26 protein-coding genes and 1 tRNA gene are annotated in these 25,080 nt (G+C 67.3%); 15 read left to right on the top strand and 12 right to left on the bottom strand.

Annotation, left to right across the window (positions count from 1 at the left end):
- Complete coding sequence (locus ACAG25_RS01320) at window positions 1-843, top strand: carboxymuconolactone decarboxylase family protein (RefSeq protein ID WP_370486485.1); 843 nt, start codon at window positions 1-3, stop codon at window positions 841-843.
- 39 nt (window positions 844-882) lie between these two features.
- Window positions 883-956 (top strand) — tRNA-Ile (locus tag ACAG25_RS01315).
- Between the two features lie 226 nt (window positions 957-1,182).
- On the opposite strand, the gene ACAG25_RS01310 is transcribed toward ACAG25_RS01315, so the two are convergent.
- Window positions 1,183-1,596, bottom strand: coding sequence for a nitroreductase family deazaflavin-dependent oxidoreductase (locus tag ACAG25_RS01310; RefSeq protein ID WP_370486484.1), 414 nt, complete (start codon window positions 1,594-1,596; stop codon window positions 1,183-1,185).
- Between the two features lie 193 nt (window positions 1,597-1,789).
- Here ACAG25_RS01310 and ACAG25_RS01305 point away from each other — a divergent pair, with 193 nt between their 5' ends.
- Window positions 1,790-3,043 carry a cytochrome P450 gene (locus tag ACAG25_RS01305; protein WP_370486483.1) on the top strand — a complete coding sequence of 418 codons (1,254 nt, stop codon included), beginning with the start codon at window positions 1,790-1,792 and terminating at the stop codon, window positions 3,041-3,043.
- Window positions 3,036-3,659 (top strand): TetR/AcrR family transcriptional regulator, encoded by a 624-nt coding sequence (locus ACAG25_RS01300; protein ID WP_370486482.1) that lies wholly within the window; start codon window positions 3,036-3,038, stop codon window positions 3,657-3,659. Before ACAG25_RS01305 ends, ACAG25_RS01300 begins: the two co-directional genes overlap by 8 nt.
- On the opposite strand, the gene ACAG25_RS01295 is transcribed toward ACAG25_RS01300, so the two are convergent.
- The gene (locus tag ACAG25_RS01295; RefSeq protein ID WP_370486481.1) at window positions 3,626-4,510 is read right to left on the bottom strand and encodes an alpha/beta fold hydrolase; all 885 of its coding nucleotides are present in this window, start codon (window positions 4,508-4,510) and stop codon (window positions 3,626-3,628) included. The two genes, ACAG25_RS01300 and ACAG25_RS01295, sit on opposite strands and share 34 nt — an antisense overlap.
- Window positions 4,511-4,525: 15 nt before the next feature.
- Window positions 4,526-5,095, bottom strand: coding sequence for a DUF2231 domain-containing protein (locus ACAG25_RS01290; protein ID WP_370486480.1), 570 nt, complete (start codon window positions 5,093-5,095; stop codon window positions 4,526-4,528).
- Window positions 5,096-5,278: 183 nt separating this feature from the next.
- Here ACAG25_RS01290 and ACAG25_RS01285 point away from each other — a divergent pair, with 183 nt between their 5' ends.
- The 6 genes from ACAG25_RS01285 to ACAG25_RS01260 are packed head-to-tail and all read left to right on the top strand — an operon-like array spanning window position 5,279 to window position 9,091.
- Window positions 5,279-5,722, top strand: coding sequence for a hypothetical protein (locus ACAG25_RS01285; RefSeq protein WP_370486830.1), 444 nt, complete (start codon window positions 5,279-5,281; stop codon window positions 5,720-5,722).
- Window positions 5,723-5,729: 7 nt separating this feature from the next.
- Entirely contained in the window at window positions 5,730-6,395 is a 666-nt protein-coding gene (locus ACAG25_RS01280; RefSeq protein ID WP_370486479.1) for an ABC transporter ATP-binding protein, read from the top strand.
- Entirely contained in the window at window positions 6,392-7,162 is a 771-nt protein-coding gene (locus ACAG25_RS01275) for an ABC transporter permease (protein WP_370486478.1), read from the top strand. Before ACAG25_RS01280 ends, ACAG25_RS01275 begins: the two co-directional genes overlap by 4 nt.
- A gap of 1 nt (window position 7,163) precedes the next feature.
- Complete coding sequence (locus ACAG25_RS01270; protein ID WP_370486476.1) at window positions 7,164-7,982, top strand: methyltransferase domain-containing protein; 819 nt, start codon at window positions 7,164-7,166, stop codon at window positions 7,980-7,982.
- Window positions 7,983-8,023: 41 nt separating this feature from the next.
- Window positions 8,024-8,725, top strand: a complete 702-nt coding sequence (locus tag ACAG25_RS01265; protein ID WP_370486474.1) for a helix-turn-helix transcriptional regulator — start codon at window positions 8,024-8,026, stop codon at window positions 8,723-8,725.
- 18 nt (window positions 8,726-8,743) lie between these two features.
- Complete coding sequence (locus ACAG25_RS01260; RefSeq protein WP_370486473.1) at window positions 8,744-9,091, top strand: cupin domain-containing protein; 348 nt, start codon at window positions 8,744-8,746, stop codon at window positions 9,089-9,091.
- A gap of 15 nt (window positions 9,092-9,106) precedes the next feature.
- On the opposite strand, the gene ACAG25_RS01255 is transcribed toward ACAG25_RS01260, so the two are convergent.
- On the bottom strand, window positions 9,107-10,729 hold the full coding sequence (locus ACAG25_RS01255; protein WP_370486472.1) for an alkaline phosphatase D family protein: 1,623 nt from the start codon (window positions 10,727-10,729) through the stop codon (window positions 9,107-9,109).
- 99 nt (window positions 10,730-10,828) lie between these two features.
- On the opposite strand from ACAG25_RS01255, the gene ACAG25_RS01250 reads away from it, so the two are divergent.
- The 3 genes from ACAG25_RS01250 to ACAG25_RS01240 are packed head-to-tail and all read left to right on the top strand — an operon-like array spanning window position 10,829 to window position 14,391.
- Entirely contained in the window at window positions 10,829-13,402 is a 2,574-nt protein-coding gene (locus tag ACAG25_RS01250; protein ID WP_370486470.1) for a M4 family metallopeptidase, read from the top strand.
- A complete protein-coding gene (locus tag ACAG25_RS01245; RefSeq protein WP_370486469.1) occupies window positions 13,392-14,069 on the top strand; it encodes an AzlC family ABC transporter permease in 678 nt (225 codons plus the stop codon). Before ACAG25_RS01250 ends, ACAG25_RS01245 begins: the two co-directional genes overlap by 11 nt.
- Window positions 14,062-14,391 (top strand): branched-chain amino acid transporter permease, encoded by a 330-nt coding sequence (locus ACAG25_RS01240; protein ID WP_370486468.1) that lies wholly within the window; start codon window positions 14,062-14,064, stop codon window positions 14,389-14,391. The genes ACAG25_RS01245 and ACAG25_RS01240 overlap by 8 nt, the downstream gene beginning before the upstream one ends.
- Here ACAG25_RS01240 and ACAG25_RS01235 read toward each other — a convergent pair.
- Entirely contained in the window at window positions 14,358-14,996 is a 639-nt protein-coding gene (locus ACAG25_RS01235) for a TetR/AcrR family transcriptional regulator (protein ID WP_370486466.1), read from the bottom strand. The two genes, ACAG25_RS01240 and ACAG25_RS01235, sit on opposite strands and share 34 nt — an antisense overlap.
- 71 nt (window positions 14,997-15,067) lie before the next feature.
- On the opposite strand from ACAG25_RS01235, the gene ACAG25_RS01230 reads away from it, so the two are divergent.
- Together ACAG25_RS01230 and ACAG25_RS01225 are read left to right on the top strand one after the other, a co-directional pair.
- Window positions 15,068-16,102, top strand: coding sequence for a Rieske 2Fe-2S domain-containing protein (locus ACAG25_RS01230; protein WP_370486465.1), 1,035 nt, complete (start codon window positions 15,068-15,070; stop codon window positions 16,100-16,102).
- A complete protein-coding gene (locus ACAG25_RS01225) occupies window positions 16,099-17,172 on the top strand; it encodes a dihydrodipicolinate reductase (protein ID WP_370486464.1) in 1,074 nt (357 codons plus the stop codon). Before ACAG25_RS01230 ends, ACAG25_RS01225 begins: the two co-directional genes overlap by 4 nt.
- Here the strand turns inward: ACAG25_RS01225 and ACAG25_RS01220 are convergent.
- The 7 genes from ACAG25_RS01220 to ACAG25_RS01190 form a co-directional block, all read right to left on the bottom strand.
- Window positions 17,169-18,806: a DUF222 domain-containing protein gene (locus ACAG25_RS01220; protein ID WP_370486463.1), complete on the bottom strand. Its 1,638-nt coding sequence runs from the start codon at window positions 18,804-18,806 to the stop codon at window positions 17,169-17,171. The two genes, ACAG25_RS01225 and ACAG25_RS01220, sit on opposite strands and share 4 nt — an antisense overlap.
- 101 nt (window positions 18,807-18,907) lie before the next feature.
- The gene (locus ACAG25_RS01215; RefSeq protein WP_370486462.1) at window positions 18,908-19,144 is read right to left on the bottom strand and encodes a hypothetical protein; all 237 of its coding nucleotides are present in this window, start codon (window positions 19,142-19,144) and stop codon (window positions 18,908-18,910) included.
- Window positions 19,145-19,223: 79 nt separating this feature from the next.
- The gene (locus tag ACAG25_RS01210) at window positions 19,224-19,964 is read right to left on the bottom strand and encodes an SDR family NAD(P)-dependent oxidoreductase (protein ID WP_370486461.1); all 741 of its coding nucleotides are present in this window, start codon (window positions 19,962-19,964) and stop codon (window positions 19,224-19,226) included.
- 12 nt (window positions 19,965-19,976) lie between these two features.
- The gene (locus ACAG25_RS01205; RefSeq protein ID WP_370486460.1) at window positions 19,977-21,587 is read right to left on the bottom strand and encodes an ABC transporter ATP-binding protein; all 1,611 of its coding nucleotides are present in this window, start codon (window positions 21,585-21,587) and stop codon (window positions 19,977-19,979) included.
- Window positions 21,584-22,444, bottom strand: coding sequence for an ABC transporter permease (locus ACAG25_RS01200; RefSeq protein ID WP_370486459.1), 861 nt, complete (start codon window positions 22,442-22,444; stop codon window positions 21,584-21,586). The genes ACAG25_RS01205 and ACAG25_RS01200 overlap by 4 nt, the downstream gene beginning before the upstream one ends.
- A complete protein-coding gene (locus ACAG25_RS01195; protein ID WP_370486458.1) occupies window positions 22,441-23,415 on the bottom strand; it encodes an ABC transporter permease in 975 nt (324 codons plus the stop codon). The genes ACAG25_RS01200 and ACAG25_RS01195 overlap by 4 nt, the downstream gene beginning before the upstream one ends.
- Window position 23,416: 1 nt before the next feature.
- Window positions 23,417-24,955 (bottom strand): ABC transporter substrate-binding protein, encoded by a 1,539-nt coding sequence (locus ACAG25_RS01190; RefSeq protein WP_370486457.1) that lies wholly within the window; start codon window positions 24,953-24,955, stop codon window positions 23,417-23,419.
- Between the last annotated feature and the right edge of the window lie 125 nt (window positions 24,956-25,080).

The following is a 25,080-nucleotide window of genomic DNA, read 5'->3' as shown; positions in this document are numbered from 1 at the left end:
GTGACCGATGTCGGGGTGCCCGAGCTGCTGGCTGAGCTGGTGGCCTCCTCGTCGGGTGACCGACGCGCCGATACGTTGATCCGGCTGACCTGCGGTCGTGCATTGTCGCTGCCGCCGCTACCGGTGCCGGCCGACGTGCCCGACGAGCTGACCGACGGTGAGCGGGTGCTGGTGGCCTTCGCCGAGCAGTTCTGTGTCGACGTCACCGGCATCAGCGAGCATCAACGCACTTGCTTCCTGAATACCTTCGGCGACAACGCGTTTCGGATGGTGGTCGCGGTGTTCCTCGCCGACTTCGTGCCACGGGTGTGGGCCGGGTGCGACGCGCTGGACATCGGGCGGCCGGGATGCGTCTCGTCGGTGGACTGGCGTGACGACATCGACCCGGTGGAGACGCTGCTCGCCCGGTTGGTGCCCACAGTCGCGCGGCTGCGCGACCTCGATGCGGTCACCACCGAGGTGGTGCGGTTACGCGGCGCGGCGGCGCACAACTGCCGGCTGTGCAAGTCGCTGCGGGAGGGGCACGCGCTCGATGCGGGCGGCAGCGAGGCGTTGTACGACCAGATCGACGACTTCGAGCACGCCGAGGGACTCACCGAGGGGCACAAGGTGGCCCTGCGCTACGTCGACGCGTTGATCTGGACGCCGTCGCGGATCGGCGCCGACGTGGTGGCCGGCATGCACGAGCACTACACCGGCAAGCAGCAACTGGAGCTGACCCTGGACGCGATGCGCAACGCGGCCAACAAGATCATGGTGGCGCTGGGCGCCGACGCCCCACGTGTCGCGGAGGGCACCGAGCGCTACGAGGTCGACGAGACGGGCCAGACCATCTTCGCCTGACCGCCGGTGTGCGAACATAGGGGCCGCGCGATGGCGCCGGGGGCGGTAGCTCAGTCGGTTAGAGCCGTGGACTCATAATCCATTGGTCGCGGGTTCGAGCCCCGCCCGCCCCACTTCAGAGCGTGTATGAGGCTGATGGCCTGGACGGGCTGGTGGACCGGTCGGGTGAGTGTTGACTTCGTAGCTGCCCACTGCGAGCGACAGAGTCGGGGTACGCGTAGGGCGTCTACCGAAGCGTCGACAAAGTCGCTCGCGGTGGACGGTTCCGGGGCTTTGTCGCGCGAGAACCTGACCCCTTGCCGCGAAAGTGCACTCACGGTTGTGATTGCGTGGGTTCGGCTACCGTGGCGGCACTTTCGCGACATGACCGCGTGGCCTGGTCAGCACCAGCGCCGCCTCGTTGTACGGGAACACGCGGTAGAACACGCCGGCCGGCCCCATGACGAGGTGCGCGGCTTCCGCCTTGCTGACGACGCGAGGGTCCGCCAGCACGATCTTCTTGCCGCGCTTGTGCAACACCGCCTGTCCGCCGGCGAACACGTTCTTCAGCCAGTCTGATTCCATCCCGTAGCCGATGAGGATGACGAAGCCGTCGGGCGTGGGGAACACCAGCAGCGGCGTCCGATACCGGCGGCCGGATTTGCGTCCGACGTGTTCGAGCGTCCCCAGTCCGGGCAGCCACGGCGTGATCGCCCGAGCTGCGGGATTGGTGACCCGCTGATTGAAGTTCGCGGCGGACTTCGGCATCCGCATGGGAACCTCCTCGTCGGGTGATCAGCTCGGAAAATACACTCGATGTCAGATCGTATGACGACATCGGACTCGCACGACCAGATTCGAGGAATCGGCGCGCAAGTATTGACCGAGGGTTTGCAGTGGTCATACATTCGTCGAGAAAGTGTCTAACCGTCCCCGCTGATCGGGCGTCCACGGAATCGAGGTAGCAATGACCGCGCACCGAGCTGCACCCAATGTCCTCGAGGCCGATCTCCCCACGTTCACCTACGACCTCACCGCCACCCCGCACGACATCCTCGACGATGTGCGGAAGGCGCAAGCCGAGATGCCCATCGCGCTCGGGCCACTCGGACCTGAGATCCTGTCCTACGAATTGGCTCGGGACATGCTGCGCGACAACAGGTTCCGGCTGCCGCCGGGTATCACACTGGCAGCGCAGGGCATCACGTCGGGCCCGTTGTACGACAAGATGGCCAACAGCCTGCTGGGTCTCGACGGCCCACCGCACACCCGCCTGCGCAAGCTGGTGTCCCGGGCGTTCACCCCGCGTGCGACCGCGCGGCTCGAGGAGACGATCCGCGACGTGGTCAACGGTCTGATCGACCGGGTGCTGGACGCGGGGCGCTGTGATGTCGTGACCGATATCGCGCGGCCCTACCCGACCCCCATCATGTGCGCCCTGCTCGGCGCGCCCCGCGAAGACTGGGCTCTGTTCGCGCAGTGGACCGACGAGATCTTCAAGGCCCTCAACTTCCAGCCCGACGTCAACTTCGACGAAGCCGAGATCATGCGGAACTGGGGCGAACTCGACGCCTACGTCGACGACATGGTCGCCGACCGCCGCAACAGCCTGACCGATGACCTGCTCTCCGAGCTCATCCGCGCCGAAGCCGACGGAGACCGGCTCAATCTCGACGAATTGCGCATGCTGGCCGCCGGCTTCCTCATGGCGGGAACAGACACCACACGCAACCAGCTTGCCGCGTCGGTGCAGGTGCTCGTCGAGCATCCGGATCAGTGGGCGAAACTGGGGGAGAACCCGGAGCTGGCCATGCAGGCGGTCGAGGAGAGCATGCGTCACTCACCGTCGGCCTGCATCGCGCCGCGAGCCGCCACCGAGGACGTCGAATTCGGCGGATACACCTTTCCGGCCGGCACCTTCGTCCTCGTCAACACCTTTGCCGCCAACCGCGATCCGGCGATCTACGACGACCCGGAGCGGTTCGACATCACGCGCAACGACCTCCCGCCGATCCTGACTTTCGGCGGCGGTGCCCACTACTGCCTCGGGGCCAACCTCGCACGCCGTGAGCTGGCCGAGGCGCTGGCCGTCCTCACCCAACGCCTCCATGCGCCGCGCCGGGTCGGCCCGGCACCGTGGAAATCGCTGCTGGGCATGACCGGCCCGACCGTTCTCGAGATCGCCTTCGACGCAGATAAGTTGGTGTCGGCAGATGCGTAGTCGCGGCTGGGCGGGCGCGACACCCGCCACGGACGAGGAAGCGATCGCCCGCATCCTCGACGCCGTCGACGAGGTGGTCACCGAACACGGACCCGCGATCCGCCTTGCCGATGTGGCGCGGAAGCTCGGCGTCACCCGCCAGACGGTGTACCGCTACTTCCCCAACGCCGACGCGCTGCTCGTGGCCAGCGCCATGCGCGCGGTCGACGGGTTCATCGACCAGGTCGCCGAACATGCTCGAGGCATCAACGACCCCGTCACCGCAGTCGTCGAATGTGTGTCGTTCGGTGTCGAAAACCTGGCCGGAGATCCACAATTGGAGAACCTGCTGACCCGGCGAACAGACGAAGACGACGTCATCTCACTGACATCCGACACCGCGATCGCGTTCTGCCTGTCGGTCCTCGACCGCCTCGACGTCGACTGGACGCTGCACGGTTTCGACGCAGCGGCACGCAGTGAACTCGCCGAAATGATCCTGCGTACCGTGCATTCCCTGCTGACCGACCCCGGGCGATGGGCACACGACGAGGTTGCGCTGCGCCGTTTCGTGGCGCGGTGGCTCGGACCCGCAATCCTCTGTCAGCGGTTGACGCTGCTGCCGTTGCGAGGTTGAGTCTGTGACGACGAGGTCGTCCCGATGAAATCCTCGAGCAGGTCGACCACCGTTGTGGGGCGCTCGACGTGCGGGAAGTGCCCGACCCCCTCGAGTACCTCGAGACGGCATCCCGGCCGGGCTTCGCAGACGCCGTAACCGTGCTCGATCGGGATGATGGCGTCCTGGTCACCCCAGATCACCATGGCAGGCAGGTCGCTCGTCAGATACAGGCGATTGAGCGCGCTGACCGACTGGCCCCGGTAGTCGACCACCGAACGTAGCGTCTTCAAGAAGGCCTGGCGGGTCTGCGGGTCCGCCAACGACGAATAGGCGCTCCACATCTCGGCGCCACGGGGCGACTGGATTCCACGCGTCGACACCCACGACCGCACTTTGTCACCCAACCGCACCACCGGTGGCGGTGCGATCACCGGAAGCAGGAACTCGGCTCCCGGTGCGGAGAGCAGACGCAGTGTCCACCCGACGTCCGGTCCGAGGCCGCCGCTGCTGATCAACACCAGCCGCCGACAGTAATCGGGATGCTGATAGACGAACTGCATCGCCACCCCACCGCCCAGCGACTGCCCGACAACGGTGACACGGTCAACGCCCAGCTGGTCGAGCAGGTCTCGCAGCGCCACTGCGAAGGCGCCCAGAGAGTAGTCCGTGCGGGGTTTGGCGGACTGGCCGTGACCGAGCAGGTCGGGGGCGATGACGCGGTACTTCTTCGCCAGCTGCGGAATGACTTCGCGCCAGGTTTCGGAACTGCCCGCCATGCCGTGGATCAGCAGGAGCGCTTCATCGCCGTCGCCCCTGTCCTGATAGGCGATCCGGTCGCCGTGTAGGTCGAGAAACTTCATCTCGGTCATGACGTCGGTAACGCCTCAGGCCGCTCGGCCCAAGGCGTAGGACACGAGATCGCCGCTGTGGTGCGGTGATTGAAAGCGGTGCACGCCCGCGCCCTGCGCATAGGACAGGTGCCCGCCGAGTGCACCGCCCACGCTGACCACGAGCAGGCCGATCACCGTCAGGGTCGTGGCGCGCCGATGGTGCTCCTTGCGGTGCGCCCGGTAGGCCAGACCGAACAAGACGATTCCCGTCCCGTTGACCACGGCGTGCAGCAGACCCACGCGACGCTGCTCGCGATTGAGCAACGGGAAGTCCGCCCAGCCGGCCAGCGCCGTGGGCGGAGCCGCGGCCAATCCGACACCGAGTAATCGGCGCGCGGTGGTGTGGTCGCGGAACATCACGTCGAACAACAACGCGGTCATCCACGATCCCAGAGGGAGAAAGATCAGCAGCGGATGGACCGGATGGCCCAGCCAGGAGCCGCGCAAGGTCTTTGCGGCCACACCGTCACCGAGCAGCCGTTCCACGGTGTCGGCGGCGCGCTCGGCCGGCTGGTCGGCTGCTCGGACTTTTTCTGCAGAACGCAGCAACGCATGGACATTCATCGGGGGCCTCCTCTGTGGACGAGTTACCCGGCACGCAGGACTTGAATCACCGCACCGAAAACGCCTGACCAGCGTCGCAAACCCCAAAAGTCGGTAAGCCTTGCCTAATCTCGCCAGCGCTCGTAAATTACCGGACAAGTTTCCTCTAAATTAGGAGTCCGGTTCATGATGACTCGGTTGCGCATGCTGGCGGCGATGTTCGTGGCTGTGCTCGCCGCGGGATTGTTCGCCCCGGTGGTCCAGGCGCAGGAAGATTTCGCCATCACCTCCGAGGTGCCGACACTCGAGGAACTCGACGCGCAGATCCGCCTGCTGGTCGCCACCCAGGCGCCCGATCACGTCAAGGCCGCCCAACTCGAAGGCGGAAACCGGGCGGTGGTGGTGCCGAAGATGGTCTACCGCATCGGATTCTTCCGTCCGCCAAGGGGTTACAGCCAGGTGACAGGACCCGAGACCCATGAGGGCGACCGTCACACCGCCGTCATCAACGCCCACCGGCAAGGTTCGCCGACGATCCAGGTGGTCGCCGAGTGGCGACGCATCGACGGGCGGTGGAAACTGGCCAGCAAGTCGCTGTGCAACGGCATCGCCACACTCGGACTGCCCATCCCGTGCAACTTCCAGTGAGACTGCCGTGATCGAACTGTCGCGCATCGGCAAGCGCTTCGGCCCCCGCACCGCCCTCGACGACGTGACCGTCACCTTCCCCGCAGGCGCCGTCACCGCACTGCTCGGCCTCAACGGCGCCGGAAAGACCACCCTGCTCCGCGTGATCGCCGGACTGGAACGCCCCACCGGCGGGACGGTGACCGTGACCGGGACGCTGGGCGTGCACGTCGACCCGGCGGGACTCGACCCGCGGCACACGGTATGGCGGCATCTGACCTGGCGGGCTGCGCTCAACGGCCTGCCGGCCGACGCGGTACGCGACGCGCTGTCGGAGGCCGACATGCTCGACCGGCGCAGTCGCCGCATCTGCGACCTGTCGCTCGGGGCGCGGCAGCGCATCGCGATCGCCGGTGCACTGCTGGGGGATCCCGACGCGCTGATCTTCGACGAACCGCTCAACGGACTCGACGTGCCCGGAATCCTGTGGTTCCGGAACCTGTTGCGCCGCTTGGCCGATCAGGGCAAGACCGTCGTGCTGGCCACCCATCTGCTCGGCGAGGTGGTCCAGACCGCCGACCGCGCCGCGATCCTCGTCGACGGCCGCCTCGAGGTCGCCGGCGCCCTGGGTGTCCTGGTGCCCGATGGAGCGGACCGCCAACACTGGCTGGAACAGACCCTGGTGGCCGCGTGACCTCCGCTGCGGTGCGCAGCGCCCACGCCGAACTGATCCGCACCGGCGGCACCAGCCGGTTGTGGGTGGCGTTGATCCCGACGGCCGTGCTGTTGCCGATCGTGATCACGCTGGGCATCGCAGCGGTCGCCGAGCGTTTCGCGCGGATTCCGGGCCAGATCTCGGTCCTGGCGGTGCCGACGTCCAACAGCGCGTACTGGGTCATCACCATCACCGTCGTGCTGGTGGCGGTGGCGGCCGCCGACGGTCAATCCGCTGACGGACGTCACCGCACCGGCGACTACGTGCGGTTGGCGATCCCGCAGCGGGCGCCGGTGCTGTTGGGGCGCTGGGTGTTCTACGGCGTGCTGGGCGCGGTCGTGAGCACCGTGACGCTTGTCGTCGTCCTGGTCGCGCTGCCGGCGGTGTCGCCGATGGTCTACGGCACGGTGTCGCTGACCGACAGCGTCGGGGCGCGGCTGTTGTGGACCGTGCCGGTCTACGCGTTCTTCGCCGCGGCCGCCGGCATCGGCGTGGGAGCCCTGATCCCGAACCCGGTCGGGTCGACCGCCGCGGTGCTGCTGTGGGCGTTCGTCGCCGAGACCGCCGCCGGGTATCTACCGCACGGCGCGTCGCTGCAGCGCTATCTGCCGGTCTTCAACGCGGTGTACGCCACCGGCCAGGACATCGCGCTGCACCCACCCTGGAGCCCGAACGGCGCACTGCTCTATGCGTGTGCGCTGTTCACCGCGCCCTTGTTGGCCGCGGTACTGATGAGGAGGAACTGACATGACTGCGCACGAACTGCCCCTGGCCAACCGGCCCATCGCCGATCTGCCTGGCCATTGGCTGCTGGCCCGCCTCGGCAAGCGGGTGCTGCGCCCCGGTGGCCTGGAACTGACCACGCGGCTGCTGTCATCGGCGCGCATCACCGGCGCCGACGTCGCCGAACTGGGACCCGGGCTGGGCCGCACCGCCAGCGACATCGTGGCGCTGCGTCCGCGCAGCTATGTCGGGGTCGACGACACCGCCGCGGCCACCGAGGCGGTGCGTGCCGTGGTGGCGCCCGTGGACGGCACCGTGGTGGTCGCCGACGCGTCGGCGACCGGCCTGCCCGACAACAGCGTCGACGTCGTCGTCGGCGAGGCCATGCTGACCATGCAGGGCGACAAGAACAAGCGCGCCATCGTCGAGGAAGCCTTCCGGGTACTGCGCCCCGGCGGCCGCTACGCCATCCACGAACTCGGCCTCAAACCCGACGCCATCTCGGCAGACATCAAAGACGACATCCGCAAGGCGCTGGCCCGCTCCATCAAGGTCAACGCCCGGCCGTTGACCGCAGCCGAATGGAAGCAGCTGCTCACCGATGCAGGCTTCGAGATCGCCGGCGTCGACTTCGCCGACATGGCCCTGCTCAACCCCAGACGCGTCATCGCCGACGAGGGATTCTTCGGTGCCCTGAAGATCGTCGGCAACATCCTCCGCCACCCCTCGGCGCGCAAGCGGGTGCTGGGCATGCGTGGAGTGTTCCAGCGTCACCGCGATTCGCTCACCGCGATCGCCGTGGTCGGAGTCGTCCCCGACCCGAGAGATAAAGTGACACGATGACGGTCGGCCGTCGCGTGTCACCACCGTGTCGAGGGGGTTGAGTGCAGCTTCACCGCACCGAGTCCGTCACCGCGGACCGTGACCGCGCCGCCGGCCAGCAGCGGCAGCGGGTGCTGGCCCTGTTGCGGCAAGCGGACGTCCCGCTCGACGTGCACCGCGTGGCCGACGCGCTGGGCATCCACATCACCACCGCGCGGTTCCATCTCGGTGCGCTCGAGGAGCGGGGTCTGATCCGGCGCAGCGCCGGTCAGCGCCGACAGGGCGCCGGTCGGCCGCGTGTCACCTACGAGGTGGTGCCCCGTCTGGACTACTCCGACATCGTGGCGCTGTTCGCCCAGCACCTCGGCGGGTCCGCCGAGGAACGGGAAGCGCGGTCGCTGCGCATCGGCGCCGACCTCGCCCACCGCGTCCGGTTGGCGCGCACCCGCGGGGAGTCCTCGGTCACCGATCTGGTGGTGGCCACGCTCGACGAACTCGGTTTCCAGATGAGTTCGGTGCTGAACTCGTTCGGCGAGGTGCGTATCGAGATCTGCACGTGCCCGCTGGCCGACATCGCGTCGACGGCGCCCGAGGTGGTGCGCGGCATCCAGCAGGGCCTCATCCAAGAGGTCGTCGACATCAACGCCGACGCGCTGGGTAAGAAGTATCAAGTGCAGGTGACCCCTGATCCTTGTGGGGGTGCATGCCAGGTCAGCCTCCTGGTGACGCCGGTGAACACACCGGCGGTAAGCGAACGACGATGAAGGACGGTGGAACGACACGTGGATGTCATCTCTCTGAACGAGCTCGCTGACAAGCAACTCGAGGAGGCGCGCAACGCCAACTCCGGCCGGTCGGGCCACACGGTCTTCGGCGGCCACAAGCACGCGCTGCGTCAGACGCTGCTCGCGCTGGCCGAGGGGCACGGGCTCGACGAGCACGAAAGCCCGGGTGAGGCAACCCTTCAGGTGCTGCGGGGCCGGGTGCGTTTGCAGGTGCAGGACGAATCCGTCGAGCTTTCCGCCGGTGAGTACGTGCTGATCCCGATGGAGCGGCACAGCCTGGCCACGCTGGAGGACTCGGTGATCCTGCTGACCGTTGCGGTCGGCACTCGCGAAGCCACGAGTTGACCGAGGCCGGTCTGCTCAGTCGGTGAGCGACACCTTCGCCACGGTGGTCAACTCGCCGTTGTCGCGGGGCTGTTCGAACCAGACCTCGGCGTCACGGCCGGCGATCGACAGCGTGGCGATGGTGTTGCCGAACAGAGGTCCGCTGAGGTTGCGCCACGACATCGGCAGCGGGGGAGCACCGCGCCGGCGTGCCCAGCGCCGACTGAGCCGGGCCAGCCGCGGAGACCAACCCAGCCGGAACGCCGGCTTGACGAACGCGGGCACATAGTTGTGCACCGGTGAACACACCAGTTGATGCACCCGCGCGTCGACGTCATCGACGAAATCGGCGCGCGCCGCGTAACTGTGGTGCACATCGCCGGAGAGCACCGACACCGTGGCGGGTCCGCGTCCGTCCTGGGCGGCAGCCCGCCGGATCGCCTCGCTGAGCCGCAGAAAGGACTTGCAGAACGCCGGCCAGTGCTCCAAATCGGCTGCCTGCCGCAGTTTCTCGGCCAGATGACCGCGCCATCCGGTCTTGTCGGCGGCGATCTCGTTGACCGTCTGTAGATCACCGAGCAACGGCGGCAGCAGCCAGGGCAGGGACGAACCGATGACCACGTGGTCCACCTCGTCCACGCAGTCGGAGACCTGCTCCTCGAACCACTCGAACTCGCAGTCGCCGAGCATCTTGCGCTCACCGCTGTCGAGGATCCGGGCGTTGCGTGAATCGACAATGATCAGCCGACTGCGTCCCAGATCCCAGCGAAAGCTGAACCGCAGTCCTTTCTCCCCGTCGACTTCCCGGTCGGCACGGTCGGCGAGGTCCACCAGCAGGTCCCAGCAGTCTCCCTCGGCGGCGAGCACCTTCTGGTAGTCCTCGTCGGCGGCCAGCGTCTCGGGGCTGAGATTACCGATGTGCTGATAGACCCAATAGGTGCTGAGTCCCGCACGGATGCGGTCGCGCCACCACGGTTTGGTGTTGACCTCGGCCCGCCACGCCGCCGAGGTGTTCCAGTCGTCGCGAATGTCGTGGTCGTCGAAGATCATCGCGGTCGGGATGGTGGACATGATCCAGCGGATCTCCGGATCGCCCCACGTGTGGCGGTAGAGCCCCTCGTATTCACCGAAGGAGACGACCTCGTCGGGTGGGCGGCGACGGTTCTTGCGGCGTCCGGCCAGGTGACGGCGGGCCTCGGGGGTCAACTCGTCGGCATAGACCTGATCGCCCAGCAGCAGCAACGCATCGGGCCAACTCTCGACGGGCATCGCGTTGAGCCGGGTGGAGTAACAGTCCAGCGCGTCGAGGCCGAGTTTCTCGTCCAGAGAGGTGTCACCGGTCTTGGGGTAGCGACAGGATCCGAAGACCATCCGCAGCCGCTCGTCGCTGCGAGGGCCGCGAGTCTTGATCACGCTCGCGGGAAACGCGGAATCCTTTTCCGGCCAACATGTTTCCCCGTTGACCGTGACGTCGTAGGGAGTGGTGCTGTCCGGGGCCAGGCCGCTGACCACCACCAGGGCGTAGTGATGACCTTGGACCTCGAATGTGCGTGCCGTGCAGCCGAGGACCGCGACCTCGGCAGGGGAGTCGGTTTGCACCCACACCGTCGCGGTGGTCTCGCTGACGTGACGCAGGACGGGGCCGAGCAGCAGTGCCACCGGACCAGAGTAGCCGCTTTCTGCGAATGCAATCCTGCGGTAAATTCCCTTGCTACGGTCAGCGTTCAGTGGCCGGTACCGGTGATCGGAGAGTCAAAGGTGACCAGCGGGGGTCGACAACCGGGCGATCGTCGGCGAGTTCTCGGCACCGGCCTCGTCGTGGCCGGCGTGGGAGCGGCCCTCGTCGTGGGCGCGCCGACCGCCGTCGCCTCGCCGTCGGACTCCGAATCGTCGCGGTCCTCGTCGGAATCCGCCGACGGATCGGCGAACGCCACCGATTCCCAGAGCCGGCGCACGCGCTCCGAGCAGAGTGACACCGGCGACACCACCCGCAGCATCGACCGTCGACGATCCGCCCGTGCCGCCGAGCGCGACGGCACCGCCGAGCGGTCCCTCGAACGCGCGACCGCCCGGACATCGAAAGCCGACGTCGACGAAGTCCGCGACCTTCTCGACACCGACACGGACACCGACGCCGCGGCGTCGACGCCGGCGCCAACCGTCGAGGACGCCCCGACCGCTGCGCAGCTCCCGGCCGAGCCGGACACCACCGATTCCGCCGCCCCGCCCGCCACCCGCGCGGTGACGTCGCTGCGCAGCGTCGTGACCCAACGACCCGTCACCGTCTCCGACATGGTCGCCGACACGCTCACCTGGGTGGGGCTGCGCGGTCTCGCCGACAACCTGCCGCTGCCCGCGGCCCCGGTGTCGGGACTGCTGGAGTCGCTGTGGCTGGCCGTGCGCCAGACGCAGTACACCTGGAACAACCAGCGCCCCCGTGCCGATGTCACCACCTCCGGACCCGGCCCCGACGGCGAGGTCTCCGGCAACCTCAACGCCGTCGACCACGACGACGCCGCACTCACCTACGCCGTGCGCACCGGACCCGCCCACGGCACCGTCGTCGTCGACGATTCGGGCGGCTTCGTCTACACCCCGGACGGTTCGGGCCGGGCCGACTCCTTCACCGTCAGCATCGACGACACCGTCGGCAACCCGTTCCACGTCCACGGGCTCCTCGGACTGCTGGGCCTGTCCGGACCCACTCGGGTCGTCGTGTCCATCGCGGGCACTACCGTCCCCAGCGCCGCGGATGTGCCCAGCAGCCTGAGCGACGTCGCCGTCGTCACCGACGGCCGGGGCCGGGTCCGGGCCGTCGACGGACGGTTCACCGACCGCACCGTGACCACCGCCGCCGACGCGGCCGACGTGCTCAACGAGGTGGCCGCCGTCCTCGGTCTGGCACCGAACTTCGCCGACCCGTCCGGCATCACCGTCGACACGATCGGCGTGGGTTCGGCCGCCGAGACCTCCTACCGGTTCACCGAATCCGTCGAGGGCGTCGAGGTGGTCGGCAGCCATGTGATCCTGGTGACCGACGCGCACGGCCGTGTCAACGGGGTCTTCAACAACTACCGCGGCGTGGGACAGAACTTCGACGTCACACCCGACCCCACCCTCGACGACCTCGACGAGGTGCGACGCTTCACCCGCGATCTCTTCCCCGAATCCTCCCTGCACACAGCCGATCTCATCGTCTACGCCCTCGACGACGCCGATCCGCGACTGGCGTGGCGCGTCGTGGTCGAACAACCCGACCGAGGTGAGTTGAAGCCGGTCGGGACCATGTTGGTGTTCCACGCCGACGGACCGTTCGTCGGCGAGGTCATCGTCACCAATGCCAACGCCTCGGCGTACTCGGTGACCGGCTACGCGCGGGACTGGCTCGGCAACACCCGCACCATCACCACCGAGACCCGTCAGGTGTCGTGGTTGCGCGTGAACGAGCTGATCGACACCACCCGCAACATCACCACGTACCGCACCTCGTACCCGCTGTGGGGCCTGCTCGGTCCGAGGCTGCCGGGCGCCGTGGTCAAACGAGGCTGGCTGGGCTGGGACCGGGCCGCGGTTTCGGCGCACGCGAACACCGCGGTCGTCTACGACTACTTCTCCACCGTCCTGGGCCGCACCTCGTTCGACAACGCGGGCGCGCTGATCGAGGTCAGCATCCGGTATGCACCGTCGCTGTCACGGGCCTACAACAACGCGTACTGGGACCCGACCGCCGCGCAGTTCGTGTTCGGCAATCGGGGGAACCTGCAGGCTGCGCTCGATGTCGTCGGCCACGAGTTCACCCACGCGGTGGTGACATCGGTGGTCGGTCGCGGCGACGCGGTCCTGGACTCCGGGGAGTCCGGCGCGCTCAACGAGGCCTACGCCGACATCTTCGGCATGCTCGTCGAAGGCAAGCAGGGCCGCGACCGGTGGCTGATCGGCGAGGACTCCGACGACGGCGCGCTGCGCGACCTCTCCGACCCCGGCTCCATCACGACCTGGTTGGGGCCCTACCGCGCGCGCTACGAGGACAAGTACACCGGCAGCCAGGACGACTGGGGCGAACACATCAACAGCACGATCTTCAGCCACGCTGTCTACCGGATGATGACCGACCCCGCCACAGCCCGCGTGACCGACGACATGTGGGCGACGGTGTTCTACCAGTCCCTGGGCAAGCTCGGAACGTCGGCGACGTTCGTCGACGGCCGCGCGGCCCTGGTCAACACGGCGCGATCCCTGAAATGGACCGACGCGCAGGTGACCGCGATCCAGACCGCGTTCGACGACGTCGGAATCCTCGCCGGCAGTACATCTTTGGCCATTGCCGTCTGAGGGGTCACCGCGGCGGGTCCTGGCGATCACCGCACCTGTCGGGCTGGCGTTCATCCCGCTGGGTTTCGCTCTCGGGCTGCTGGTCGTGCACGCGGGTCTGGCGTGGTGGTGGGCGCCGGTCTTCGCCGCGGTCATCTACGCGGGGTCCTTGGAGTTCCTGATGGTGTCGCTGGCGGCGTCGGCGGCACCGATCGCGACCGTCGCGCTGACCACACTGATCGTCAACTCCCGCCACGTGTTCTACGCGCTGTCGTTCCCGCTGCACCGGGTGCCCGGCCTGCCCGCCAAGCTGTACAGCACCTACACGCTGTCCGACGAGGCGTATGCGGTCGGTGTCAGCCCGGCCGCCCAGACGTGGACGCGCCGACAGATCCTGTTGATGCAGGCGGCTTTACACGCGTTGTGGGTATCGGGCGCGACGCTGGGCGGGTTGGTCGGCGCCGCGCTGCCGATCGACCGCCTGGTCGGGCTCGACTTCGCGCTGACGGCGTTGTTCGTCGTCCTCGCCATCGACGCGTACCGACAGCGACCGGATCCGCTGACCGCCGTGCTGGCGACGGTGATCGCCGTGGCCGCCTGGATCCTGGTCCCCGGCCAGATGCTCGTGGCCGCCTTCGCCGGGTTCACGGTGCTCCTGCTGGCGCGGATGCGGACCCGCCATGCCTGACAACGCCTACATCGCGGTGCTGGTGGTGGTCAGCGCCGCCATCACGTGGACGTTGCGGGCGGTGCCGTTCGCGGTGCTGGCCCCGCTGCGGCAGAGCCGCCTGATCACCTATCTCGGCCTGCACATGCCGGTCGGGGTCATGCTCATCCTGGCGATCTACACGCTGCCGTCGGTGGCGGGGGAGACGGCCCTGCAGCGCGTCTACCTCGCGATCGCGGTGGCGCTCACCGCCGGGCTGCACCTGTGGCGGCGCAACGCCGTGCTGAGCATCCTGGTCGGCACCGCGTGCTACGTGGTGTTGATGTCGGTGCCCTGGAGATAGGCCACCAGCGCATTGGTCAGACCGCGGCGCGCGATGTCGAGGTCGGCGTAGGAGCCCAGCTGTCGTTCCGACGCCAATCCGCGCATGGCGCCGGGGATCAGCGCCGCCACCTCGCGCACGCGCTCGGGGTCGACGTCCAGACCGGTGAAGGCATTGCGGCAGGTCTGCAGCCACGCCTGACCCCAGGAGTACAACTCGGCCGCGGTCTGCGGGTACAGGCGTTCGAGTTCCCCGGGGTCCCGGGGCAGTGCGGCGCGAAGGTTCTCGATCGCGCGCGAATCCGGTGCGGCCAGACCGCGATACAACGTTTCGATGATGCCGGCCACGCGGTCGCGCAGCGGCGCGCCCTGGTCGACATTGCCGAACAGGTCGGCGCGGCGCTGCGCGGTCAGGTTCAGCACCGCCGCCCAGAACCCGTCGGCGTCGCCAAACTGATACTGCACCGCACCCCAGGTGGCGCCGATGTCCTTGGCGATCCGGTTGGCCGACACGGACGCGGGATCTCCAGAGGCCAGCGCCTTCAGCGCCGCTTCGAGCATGTTGGCCCTCGTGGCCTGGCCACGCCGGTTCGGCCGTCGAACCCGCGTCGAGGACACCTCGGTCATGGCCGACAGCGTAAGCCAAAGTTTCGTAGAACCCACTATGTTTCTGGTTCTCGCTGACCTATCATCCGTGCATGGCCAAGCCGCCCCTGTCGATGAAGCCGACCGGCTGGTTTCAGGTCGCGTGGTCCGACGAGATCGCGGTCGGTGATGTTCGCACCATGAAGTACTTCGACCAGGAGATGGTCGCCTGGCGCGCGGAGTCCGGGCAGTTGACCGTGATGAACGCCTACTGCGAGCACCTCGGCGCGCACCTGGGTTTCGGCGGCACGGTGAAAGGCGAAGTGCTGCAATGTCCGTTCCACGGCTGGCAGTGGAACCAGCAGGGCCGCAACGTCTGCATCCCGTACGAGGACCGGCCCAATCGTGGCCGGCGTATTACCACCTACCCGGTGGTCGAACGCAACGAATCGGTCTACATCTGGCACGACATCGAAGGCCGGGAACCGTTTTTCGACGCCCCCGACATCTTCGCCGACTTCGGCGACGACAAGACCATCGACGACTACTACCCGCAGCAGCGGCTGTTCCGGCAGGGGCTGGAGATGCACCCCCAGTACGTGCTGGAGAACGGCGTCGACTTCGCGCACTTCAAGTACGTGCACAACACCCCGATCGTGCCGAAGTTCACCCGCCACGACTTCGACGGACCGGTGTCCTACGTCGACTTCACCATCACGTTCGAGGGCGACGAGGGACAGACCATCGACGACGTCCGTAGCGGCGTGGAAGCCATCAACGGGGGTCTGGGCATCGCCGTGACCAAGAGCTGGGGGATGGTCGACAACCGGACGATCTCGGCGATCACGCCCGTCGACGACTCGACCTCCGATGTGCGGTTCATGGTCTACATCGGCCGACCCGGAGCCGACGTGCGCGACCCGGCCCGCGCGCAGGCCAAGGCCGAGGAGTTCGGGGCCGAGGTCATCCGGCAGTTCAGCCAGGACATCCACATCTGGGCGCACCAGCGCTACTCCGATCCGCCGGCACTGGCCGGCTCGGAACTCGAGGGGTTCACCGCGATCCGGCGGTGGGCCATGAAGTTCTATCCCGACGGAAAGGGCGGCAGCGCCGCCGAATTGGCCGCCCGCAGAAAGGCAACCCCATGACGATCAAGGTCTTCCAGGTCGCGACCGGAAACGTCGGTACCGAGATGATCAAGCGCATCGCGACCCATCCCGACCTCGAACTCATCGGTGTGCACTGTTATTCGCCGGAGAAGGTCGGCCGGGACGTCGGAGAGCTGGCCGGGCTGGCGCCCGTCGGGGTGACCGCCACCGGAACCGTCGACGAGATTATCGCCGCCAAGCCGGACGTGCTGACCTTCCACGGTGTCTTCCCCGACGAGGACCTCTATGTGCAGATCCTCGAGGCCGGTATCGACATCGTCACCACCGCGGACTGGATCACCGGCTGGCACCGCGACCACAACCACCCCCACCCGTCGGGTAAGCCCGTGTCGCAGTTACTCCAAGAGGCCTGCGAGAAGGGAGGTTCCACGTTCTACGGCACCGGGATGAATCCTGGACTGAACCAGATCCTCGGGGTGGTGTGCTCGGCTGACGTCGCCGAGATCGAGAACGTGACGACCATCGAGTCGGTCGACGTGTCCTGTCACCATTCCAAGGACACCTGGATCGAGGTCGGCTACGGCCAACCCGTCGACGATCCCGAGATCCCCGGCAAGCTCGAGAAGTACACACGGGTGTTCGCCGACAGTGTGCTGCTGATGGCCGACTGCTTCGGTCTGGAACTCGACGAGGTGAAGTTCTCCTACGAACTCGGCGCCTGCACCAAGGACGTCGACCTGGGCTGGTACCAGCTGCCCAAGGGGTCGCTGGGCGGCAACTACATCAAGTACCAGGGCATGATCGACGGAATACCGCGCGTGGAAACACATCTGGAATGGCAGATGACGCCCTACACGGATCCGAGCTGGGACATCAAGGGCTGCTACATCACCCAGATCAAAGGTGACCCCAACATCTACAACAAGCACATGATCTTCCCGAAGCCCGGTGTCGATCTGTCGGACCCCGCCGCGTTCGCATCCATCGGGATGACGGTCACCGGCCTGCCGGCGCTCAACGCGATCCGGTCGGTGGTGGCCGCGCCACCGGGAATCCTCACCAGCGCCGATCTGCCGCTGCGCGGCTTCGCCGGGCGGTTCAAGCTCTAAAAGGGCGGTGGGTCCGCGTCGGGGTCGTGCGGTGGGTCCGGTGTGCGGGCTTGTTCGCGCTCGGCTCGGAGGCGGTTCAGTTCTCGGGCGTGTTCCTCTTCGAGAGCCCGATCTACAGCGTTGAGGGCGCGTTCTTCGGTGATCCGAGCAGCTTCGTCCGCGGCGCGGGTGCGTCGTCGTCGCGGCATCTTCATGGTGCCGGCCGCATAACCGGGTGGTGGTTTCGGTGGTGGCGGGAGACCGGCGGTCGTGACGTCGGCGGCTGGGAAGTACAAGCGAATGCCCGGTTTGGTGAGGTACTTGTGTCCGGTCGGCGCTGTCCAGATGACTGTGCCATCGGGCAGTTGAATGTCATTCCAGCCGCCGTCGCCGCACCAGAACGTTTTCAACAAGTGATGACCACGGCATTTACAGCTGAGATTCGAGGGGTGCGTGGGACCGAACGGGTAGGGCGTCACATGGTCGATGTCGCACCGGTCGGCGGGGATGTCACAGCCCGGGAAGCGGCAGAACAGGTCGCGCATCCGCACGAACTCGGCCAGGGCAGCCGACGGGCGGTAGCGCGGTTCGGGATCCGCGCCAGGAAGGACCAGTTCGGACACCTTCGCGCCGGTGCGGATCGCTTCGGCCAGCAGCGCGATGGGCACCGGCCGTCCGTCCAGGCGCATCGCGACACCCCGGTTCACTGTCTTGGTGGGGGCTGGGGTCTCGACCACGGTCGAATCCTCAGTCTCAGTCCTGTTCTCGTGGAGCTCCTGCTCGGCGTTCGCCGTCTGATTCTTGGACTTCTCGGCGGCAGCTTTCTCTTCTTCGATCACAGCGTGAGCCGCGTCGACGGCGGCCTGATCGGCGACGATCTTGATCATCACGTTGGACCGTGAGCTGTCCTTCGGGGCGGGGCACTCCGGTGAGCCGCAGCGGCAGTCCAGGTGGGAGGCTCCGCGCGCGATCGCACCTATCGCATCGGAGCGACGTTCACCCAGCGGGCGCGGGTCGTCGTCGCAGAGAGCACCTGCTATCTCTGCGATGCGTGCCTTGAGGACCGCCCCGTCGGTGGCGAGCACCTGACCCCAGATGGCGGCGGTCTCGTTCGGGTCATCGCTGGCACCGATATGGATATCGCGAGCCCGCATGATCTCTTTGCTTCGACGCAGACCGTCGGGGTCGAACCGTTCGATCACCGCGTCGATCGCGTTCTTGAGTTTCTCCTCGGAGAGGCGACCCCATTTCACGGCCGACTGTGCAAGGCGAGTATCGATCTGCTTGAGCGCGGCCAGGTCATCGACGAGTTGTGTGCGCCAGGCGAGTTCCGAAACGAGTCGTGCGCTGAGCACGCCTCGCGAGAACAGTTCGGCGACCTTGGGCAGTCGGTAGCGCAGCGCAACGGCGATGTGCATCTGGCCCGAGGCCTTACGCTGGCCGATATTCAACGCTGCGGCGACCTGGGCGGCCGTGTTCGCCCACTGGTCGATGACCCAGCCGCCCCGCTCATCGTTCTCATCGACCTTGCGATGCACCAACTCTGCGATCGCGGCCGAGCGCTGTGCGCAGATACGGGCCTCTTCGCGGGCGCTCCGTTCGATCAGTTCGACGAGCGCCTCTTCAGCGACGTCGGCGAACAATGTTTCGAACATACTAGCGATTCTAGTTCGGTGCACCGACGTTCTGCCGCGCTGATTTTTCCTGCCTGTGGATAACTCGAAAGTCGATTTGCGCCTTGACCATTGCATTCCACTCAACGGTGCAGGAGCATCCCCGATGCCCCTGTTGCCTCATGTCGAAATGCGCGCGTAGGGGTCTTCGTTACCTCACGTAATTGTGCGCGCTTATTGACCTGGGGTTCGTCGGTGTGTCCGGCCTTGTCAATGGCGAGGGTGAACAGCTTGGCGGTCAGGGCGTGGATCTGGCGCTGAGTGGGACCGCACATCATCGCCTCCGCCACTGCCGCGCGCTCAGCCAACGTCAACCCCATTCATCCGGCCTACGCGCGCATTCTCAATGAGGAACGCGCGGCCGAAGCGGGTCCGCTCGGCCTGTGGATAACTCGAAAGTCAGCCTGCGCCTTTGCCGTTGTCAACGCGGTACACCGCGCCGTGGATCGCGGCGGCGTCGTCACTGGCGAGGAACGCGATCGTCTTGGCGACGTCCTCGGTCTCCATGAACCCGCGCGGAGAGGCGATCCGCATGATCAAATCCCAGTCGGCGTTCTCCGGTGCCTGGAACTCGGTGGTCTGCGCGGTCGGCATGCCGCCGGGGCAGATCGCGTTGACGCGTAGGCGTTCCTTGGTGAACTCGACGGCCAGCGCCCGGGTCAGGCCGACCAGCCCGTGCTTGGCGGCGCAGTACCCCGCCGAGTACACCTCGCCCTCGACACCGGCGATCGAGGAGACGTTGACGATGTTGCCGCCGGTCTCCAGCAGATGAGGCAGCGCTGCCCGGCACAGATAGAACGGCCCCGTCAGATTGACGGCCAGATCGCGCTCCCAGTCGTCGTCGGACATCGTTGGCGTATGGCGCATCTGGTGGAAACCGGCGATGTTGGCCAGCACGTCGAGCCGGCCGAAATGCGCCACACAATCGTCCACGGCCTGCCTGCAGGCTGCCGGCGAGGTGATGTCCACCGACGCGAATGTCGCGTCCGGCAGGTCGGCGAACACCTCGGCCATACGCGACGCATCACGGGCGATGCCGAACACCTTGGCCCCGCGTTCGGCGAACAACTTCGCGGTCGCGGCACCCAGTCCCGCCGACGCACCCGTGACCAACGCGACCTTGCCGCTGAGTTGACTCATGCGACGACCTTCTCACGGCGTCGGCCGAACCGGCGGCACCGCCGCCAGCAGAGCCCGGGTGTACTCCTGTTCCGGTGCGGCGAACACGTCGTCGGCGGGCCGGTTCTCGACGGCTTCGCCGTTGCGCATCACCAGTACGTCGTGGCTGAGTTGGCGGATCACCGCCAGGTCGTGACCGATCAGCAGATACGTCAGTCCGAGTTCTCCCTGCAGCCGCGCGAGCAGTTCCAACACCCGCGCCTGCACCGAGACATCCAGTGACGCGGTCGCTTCGTCGAGGATCAGCAGGTCCGGTTCAGCGGCCAGCGCACGGGCGATGCTGACCCGCTGACGCTGACCGCCCGACAGTTCGTGCGGATAGCGGTGCGCGAAGTCCGTCGGCAGGCCGACGAGGTCGAGTAGTTCGGCCACGCGTGCGCGGCGGGCGTCGCGGCTATCGGCAAGCCGGTGCACGACCAGCGGTTCGGCGATCGAGGTGCCGATCCGCGCCCGCGGGTCCAGCGACGAGAACGGGTCCTGCAGCACCAGTCCGATACGGCGTCGAAGCGCCTTGGCGGCACGGCCTTTCGCGCCCAACACATCCACTCCGGCCAGTGTGGCCGTGCCTGCGTCCGGCGTCACCAGTCCGGTCAGGCAGGCCGCGATCGTCGACTTGCCCGAACCCGACTCGCCGACGAGACCCAACGTGGTGCCCTGCCGGATGGTGAAGGACACGTCTTTTACCGCATGGACTTTCGTACGGCCGACCGGGGTGGACACGGTGAACTCGACGTCGAGGTGCTCGACCTGCAGCAGGGGTTCTGCCGACGGCACCGGTTCGGGGCCGTCGCGCTCGACGACGGGCCGGGCGGCCAACAGTTCTCGCGTGTAGTCCGCCCCGGGATGGTCGAAGATCGCGTCGATGGGGGCCTGCTCGACCGGCACCCCCTCGCGCAGCACGGTCACCTCGTCGGCCACCTGCCCGATCACCCCGAGGTCGTGGCTGATCCACACCACCGCGGTACCGAAGTCGCGTTGCAGTTGCTTCACCAGCTCGATGATCTGCGCCTGTGTGGTGACATCCAGTGCGGTGGTGGGTTCGTCGGCGATCAGCAGCTCCGGATCACACGCCAGCGCGATCGCGATCATCACCCGCTGCCGCTGCCCGCCGGACAGCTGGTGCGGATAGGCGTGCAACCGGGTCTCGGGGTCAGGCAGTCCGACCGCTTCGAGCAGCTCCAGCGCCCGACGACCCGCCTCGCGACGGGTCATGCGCTTGTGCGTTTCGAGCGACTCGGTGATCTGCCGCTCCAGCGTGAGCAGTGGGTTCAGCGAGGTGCCGGGATCCTGGAAGACGAATCCGATGCGGGCGCCGTGCACACGCCGCAGCGTGCGCGCGTCGGCGCCCACCAGTTGCACCGGCGCAATCCCGCCCAGCGTGCTGCTGCCCGACACCCGCGCACCGGGCGCGTCGAGCAGGCCGGTGGCGGCCAGCACCGTCATCGTCTTGCCCGACCCGGACTCGCCGACGATGCCCACGGTCTGCTCGCGTTGCACCTCGAAGGACACCCCGTCGACGATGGTCGCGTCACCGATGCGCACGCCGAGTTCCTCGACACGCAGCACGGGGGAGGGCCCGGTCATTGCGCACTCCTGCGGGCTTCGACGGTCGTGCGTTGCTTCGGGTCCAGCACGTCGCGCAGCCCGTCACCGAACATGTTGAACGCCAACACGATGACGAAGATCGCCGCACCCGGGAAGACGGCCATCCACCAGGCCATCGTGACGAAGCCCTGCGAATCGAAGATCATCCGGCCCAGCGACGGTTCCGGCGGTTGGATGCCCAGACCCAGGAACGACAACGCCGCTTCGCTGAGGATCGCGAACGCCAGCGACAGCGACGTCTGCACGATCAGCGGGCCCGCGATGTTCGGCAACACGTGGCGACGCAGGATGTAGAGATCACCGCTGCCCATCGCGCGCGACGCCGACACGTACGGTTCGGTACGCACACCCAGGGTGCTCGCCCGCGCCACCCGCGCGAAGATCGGCGTGTAGACGATCCCGATCGCCAGCATCGTCGTCGTCACCCCGGGTCCGAGGATGGCGACCACCGCGAGCGCGAGCAGCAGCACCGGGAACGCGAACATCACGTCGATGACGCGCATCAGGACCGTGTCCAGCCACCCGCCGCGGTACCCCGCGACCACCCCCACGGTCACCCCGACCAGCACCGCGAACACCACGCTGACCACGGCGATGCGCATCGACGCCTGGATCGCGACGATGACGCGCGAGAGGATGTCACGGCCCAGTTCGTCGGTGCCGAGCCAGTGCGAACCGCTGGGCGGCTGCAGCGCATTCGGGACGTTGATGTCGTTGACCCCGTGGGGCGCAACCCAATCGGCGGTCAGCGCCACCACCGCCACGCCGAGCAGCACCAGCGCGCTGACCAAGGTGACCGGGTTGCGGGCGAGCAGCCGCCAGGACGACGTCCTCATCCGAGCCGGATCCTCGGGTCGACCACCGCATACAGCACGTCGACGAGCAGGTTGATCAACAGGAACAGCGCCGCGATCAGCAGCACCGCGCCCTGGATCAACGGGTAGTCGCGAGCCGCGACGGCGTTGTACACCAACCGGCCCAGACCGGGCCACGCGAACACCACCTCGACCACGATCACACCACCCAGCAGAGTGGCCAGCTGGATCCCGGTGATGGTCAGGATCGGCACCAGCGCGTTGCGCACCGTGTGCCGCAACGTCACCACCCGCGGCGAGAGCCCTTTGGACCGGGCCGTGCGCACGAAACCCATGGCGGTCACGTCGAGTACCGAAGACCGGACGTACCGCGTCATGATCGCGCCGGCCACCACCGCGACGGTCAGCGCCGGCAGCACGATGTGGCGGGCCCAGCCCGCCGGGTCGTCGAACAACGGGCGGTACCCCGAGGTCGGCAGCCAGCCCAGCGTGGTGGAGAACAGCGCGATCAGCAGGATCCCCATCCAGAAGTCCGGTACCGACACCCCGAACTGGCTGGTGATGCGAACGATGGTGTCGCTGAGCCGGCCTTCCCGCAGTGCGGAGTAGATCCCCGCGGGCAGCGCGAACAGCAGGGCCAGCGCGATGCCGACGATCCCGAGCGACAGCGTGGCCGGCAGACGCTCGAGCAACGTGACCGTCACCGGGTCGCCGTTGCGGAAACTCACGCCCAGGTCCCCGGTCAGCGCCGAGCCGAGATAGGCGAAGAACTGCACGATGATCGGGCGGTCCAGCCCGCTGGCCGACCGCAGCGCCTCGTAGGCCTCCGGGGTGTACCGGGTGCCCAGCGCGATGCGGACCGGATCGCCGGGAACCAGATGCACCAGTGCGAACACCACCACCAGCACGCCGAGCAGCACCACCGCCGAATAGGCCAGGCGCCGGGCGACGAACCGGGTGATCGGGTGCGTGACGATCCGCGCGACGGTCATGTCAGCTCGCGTCCTCGTCGGCGAAACCTGCGCTGCGGAAACGCACTGCGCCGTCGCGACGCGCCTCGTAGTTCTCCAGCGCCGGGTTCCAGGCCTGGATCACCGACGGGTTGTACAGGTAGATGTAGCTGACCTGGTCGGCGATCAGCGTTGCGGCCCTGGCGTAATGGTCGAAGCGGGCCCCGGGATCGGTCTCGACGCGACCGGCATCGAGGAGTCGATCGACCTCAGCGTCGGAGAACTTCTGCGCGTTGCTCGTGCCGTCGGTGTGGTGCTGGGCGTAGTAGAAGTCGTCCGGGTCGATGTTGCCCAGCCAGCCCATCATCAGCATGTCGAAGTTGCCGGAGTTCTGCTCGTCGAGCCAGGTCGCGAAGTCCACCGTGCGGATGTCGACCGTGATGCCCAGCGGCGCAAGGTTGTCGGCGATGATCTGCGCCGCGGTCACCGTCTCCGGGTACTCGGTGGTGACCAGCATGTCCATGCTGCCCGGCGAGGCGCCGCTCTGCTGCAACAGCTCTCGCGCTGTGTCGATGCCGCCGTCGGCATACCGGTCGTACGGGACGTACCACGGGTTGCCCTCCGGAATCGCCAACTGGTTGGCTGCCGCGGTGCCGTAACTGGTGGCGGTGACGATCGCGTCGCGGTCGACGGCGTAGGCGATCGCTTGTCGGACCCGCACGTCGTTCCACGGTGCGCGTGCCTGGTTGAGCGCCAGATACCAGTAGTCGTTGCTCGGCGTCACCGCCAGCGTCAGCGAGTCGTCGTCACGCAACTGTGAAACCCGTTGCGGAGGAACCGAATCAGTCCAGTCCACCTCGCCGGCCTGCAACGCCGACAGCGCCGTGGACGGCTCGGAGATGAACCGGAACGTCACTCCCGTCAGCGCGGGCGCACCACCCCAGTACTGCGGGTTGGCGCTCAACACGAGCGAATCGCCGCTGCGCTGACCGCGAAAGCTGAACGGGCCGGTGCCGATCGGATGCGTGGCGATGCGTCCGCTCTCGACGTTCTCACGGGAGACGATCGCCATCCCCTTGAAACCGCCGAGATTGGTCAGCATGTTCGGCGTCGGCCGCGACACGCGGATAACGACGGTCAGCGGGTCCGGCGCCTCCACCGCGGTCACGGCCGCGAACTTGTCGACGTTGGCCAACTGTTCGTCGATGATGCGCCGGTAGGAGTACACGACGTCCTCGGCGGTGAACGGGGACCCGTCGTGGAACGTCACGTTCTCGCGCAGCCGGAACGTCCACGTCAGCTCGTCGGGACTGACCTCCCACGACTTGGCCAGCGCGGGCCGCATCTGTAGGTTCTCATCGGGTTCGACCAAGGTGTCGAAGACGTTCTCGAGCACCTCGAAGGAGAAGTAGGCGGTGGTCTTGTGCGGGTCGAGTTGGTCGGGCTCCCCGGCGATCGCGGCCACCAGACTGCCCGCTGCGCCCTCGCCCAGATCGACGCGCTGCCCCGTCGAACAGCCGGTCAAAGCGGCCACGAGCATCAGAACGGCGAGAACAGCGGTATGCGCCGCCGTTCTCGCCATGTGCATCACCCCGGGACTCGAGCTTGCTCGGGCACCTCTACCCGTAGTCCCAGCCTGACAAACACGTGACTTCCCGCCGCCACGGCTGGGATACTCCAGAAACCGTCCACGTCCGCCGAAGGGAA

Source organism: Mycobacterium sp. pV006, assembly GCF_041287115.1.
Lineage (GTDB): Bacteria > Actinomycetota > Actinomycetes > Mycobacteriales > Mycobacteriaceae > Mycobacterium.
This window is presented reverse-complemented; position numbering and strand designations above follow the sequence as displayed.

Excerpts from the sequence above, each read along its gene's own strand:
- ACAG25_RS01305 (WP_370486483.1), top strand. The coding sequence starts at position 1,790 with ATGACCGCGCACCGAGCTGCACCCAATGTCCTCGAGGCCGATCTCCCC.
- ACAG25_RS01215 (WP_370486462.1), bottom strand. The coding sequence starts at position 19,144 with ATGGGGTTGACGTTGGCTGAGCGCGCGGCAGTGGCGGAGGCGATGATG.
- ACAG25_RS01210 (WP_370486461.1), bottom strand. The coding sequence starts at position 19,964 with ATGAGTCAACTCAGCGGCAAGGTCGCGTTGGTCACGGGTGCGTCGGCG.
- ACAG25_RS01285 (WP_370486830.1), top strand. The coding sequence starts at position 5,279 with ATGCTGGCGGCGATGTTCGTGGCTGTGCTCGCCGCGGGATTGTTCGCC.
- ACAG25_RS01195 (WP_370486458.1), bottom strand. The coding sequence starts at position 23,415 with ATGACCGTCGCGCGGATCGTCACGCACCCGATCACCCGGTTCGTCGCC.
- ACAG25_RS01235 (WP_370486466.1), bottom strand. The coding sequence starts at position 14,996 with ATGACCGAGGTGTCCTCGACGCGGGTTCGACGGCCGAACCGGCGTGGC.
- ACAG25_RS01230 (WP_370486465.1), top strand. The coding sequence starts at position 15,068 with ATGGCCAAGCCGCCCCTGTCGATGAAGCCGACCGGCTGGTTTCAGGTC.
- ACAG25_RS01200 (WP_370486459.1), bottom strand. The coding sequence starts at position 22,444 with ATGAGGACGTCGTCCTGGCGGCTGCTCGCCCGCAACCCGGTCACCTTG.
- ACAG25_RS01270 (WP_370486476.1), top strand. The coding sequence starts at position 7,164 with ATGACTGCGCACGAACTGCCCCTGGCCAACCGGCCCATCGCCGATCTG.
- ACAG25_RS01225 (WP_370486464.1), top strand. The coding sequence starts at position 16,099 with ATGACGATCAAGGTCTTCCAGGTCGCGACCGGAAACGTCGGTACCGAG.
- ACAG25_RS01290 (WP_370486480.1), bottom strand. The coding sequence starts at position 5,095 with ATGAATGTCCATGCGTTGCTGCGTTCTGCAGAAAAAGTCCGAGCAGCC.
- ACAG25_RS01300 (WP_370486482.1), top strand. The coding sequence starts at position 3,036 with ATGCGTAGTCGCGGCTGGGCGGGCGCGACACCCGCCACGGACGAGGAA.
- ACAG25_RS01240 (WP_370486468.1), top strand. The coding sequence starts at position 14,062 with ATGCCTGACAACGCCTACATCGCGGTGCTGGTGGTGGTCAGCGCCGCC.
- ACAG25_RS01220 (WP_370486463.1), bottom strand. The coding sequence starts at position 18,806 with ATGTTCGAAACATTGTTCGCCGACGTCGCTGAAGAGGCGCTCGTCGAA.
- ACAG25_RS01295 (WP_370486481.1), bottom strand. The coding sequence starts at position 4,510 with ATGACCGAGATGAAGTTTCTCGACCTACACGGCGACCGGATCGCCTAT.
- ACAG25_RS01190 (WP_370486457.1), bottom strand. The coding sequence starts at position 24,955 with ATGGCGAGAACGGCGGCGCATACCGCTGTTCTCGCCGTTCTGATGCTC.
- ACAG25_RS01310 (WP_370486484.1), bottom strand. The coding sequence starts at position 1,596 with ATGCGGATGCCGAAGTCCGCCGCGAACTTCAATCAGCGGGTCACCAAT.
- ACAG25_RS01205 (WP_370486460.1), bottom strand. The coding sequence starts at position 21,587 with ATGACCGGGCCCTCCCCCGTGCTGCGTGTCGAGGAACTCGGCGTGCGC.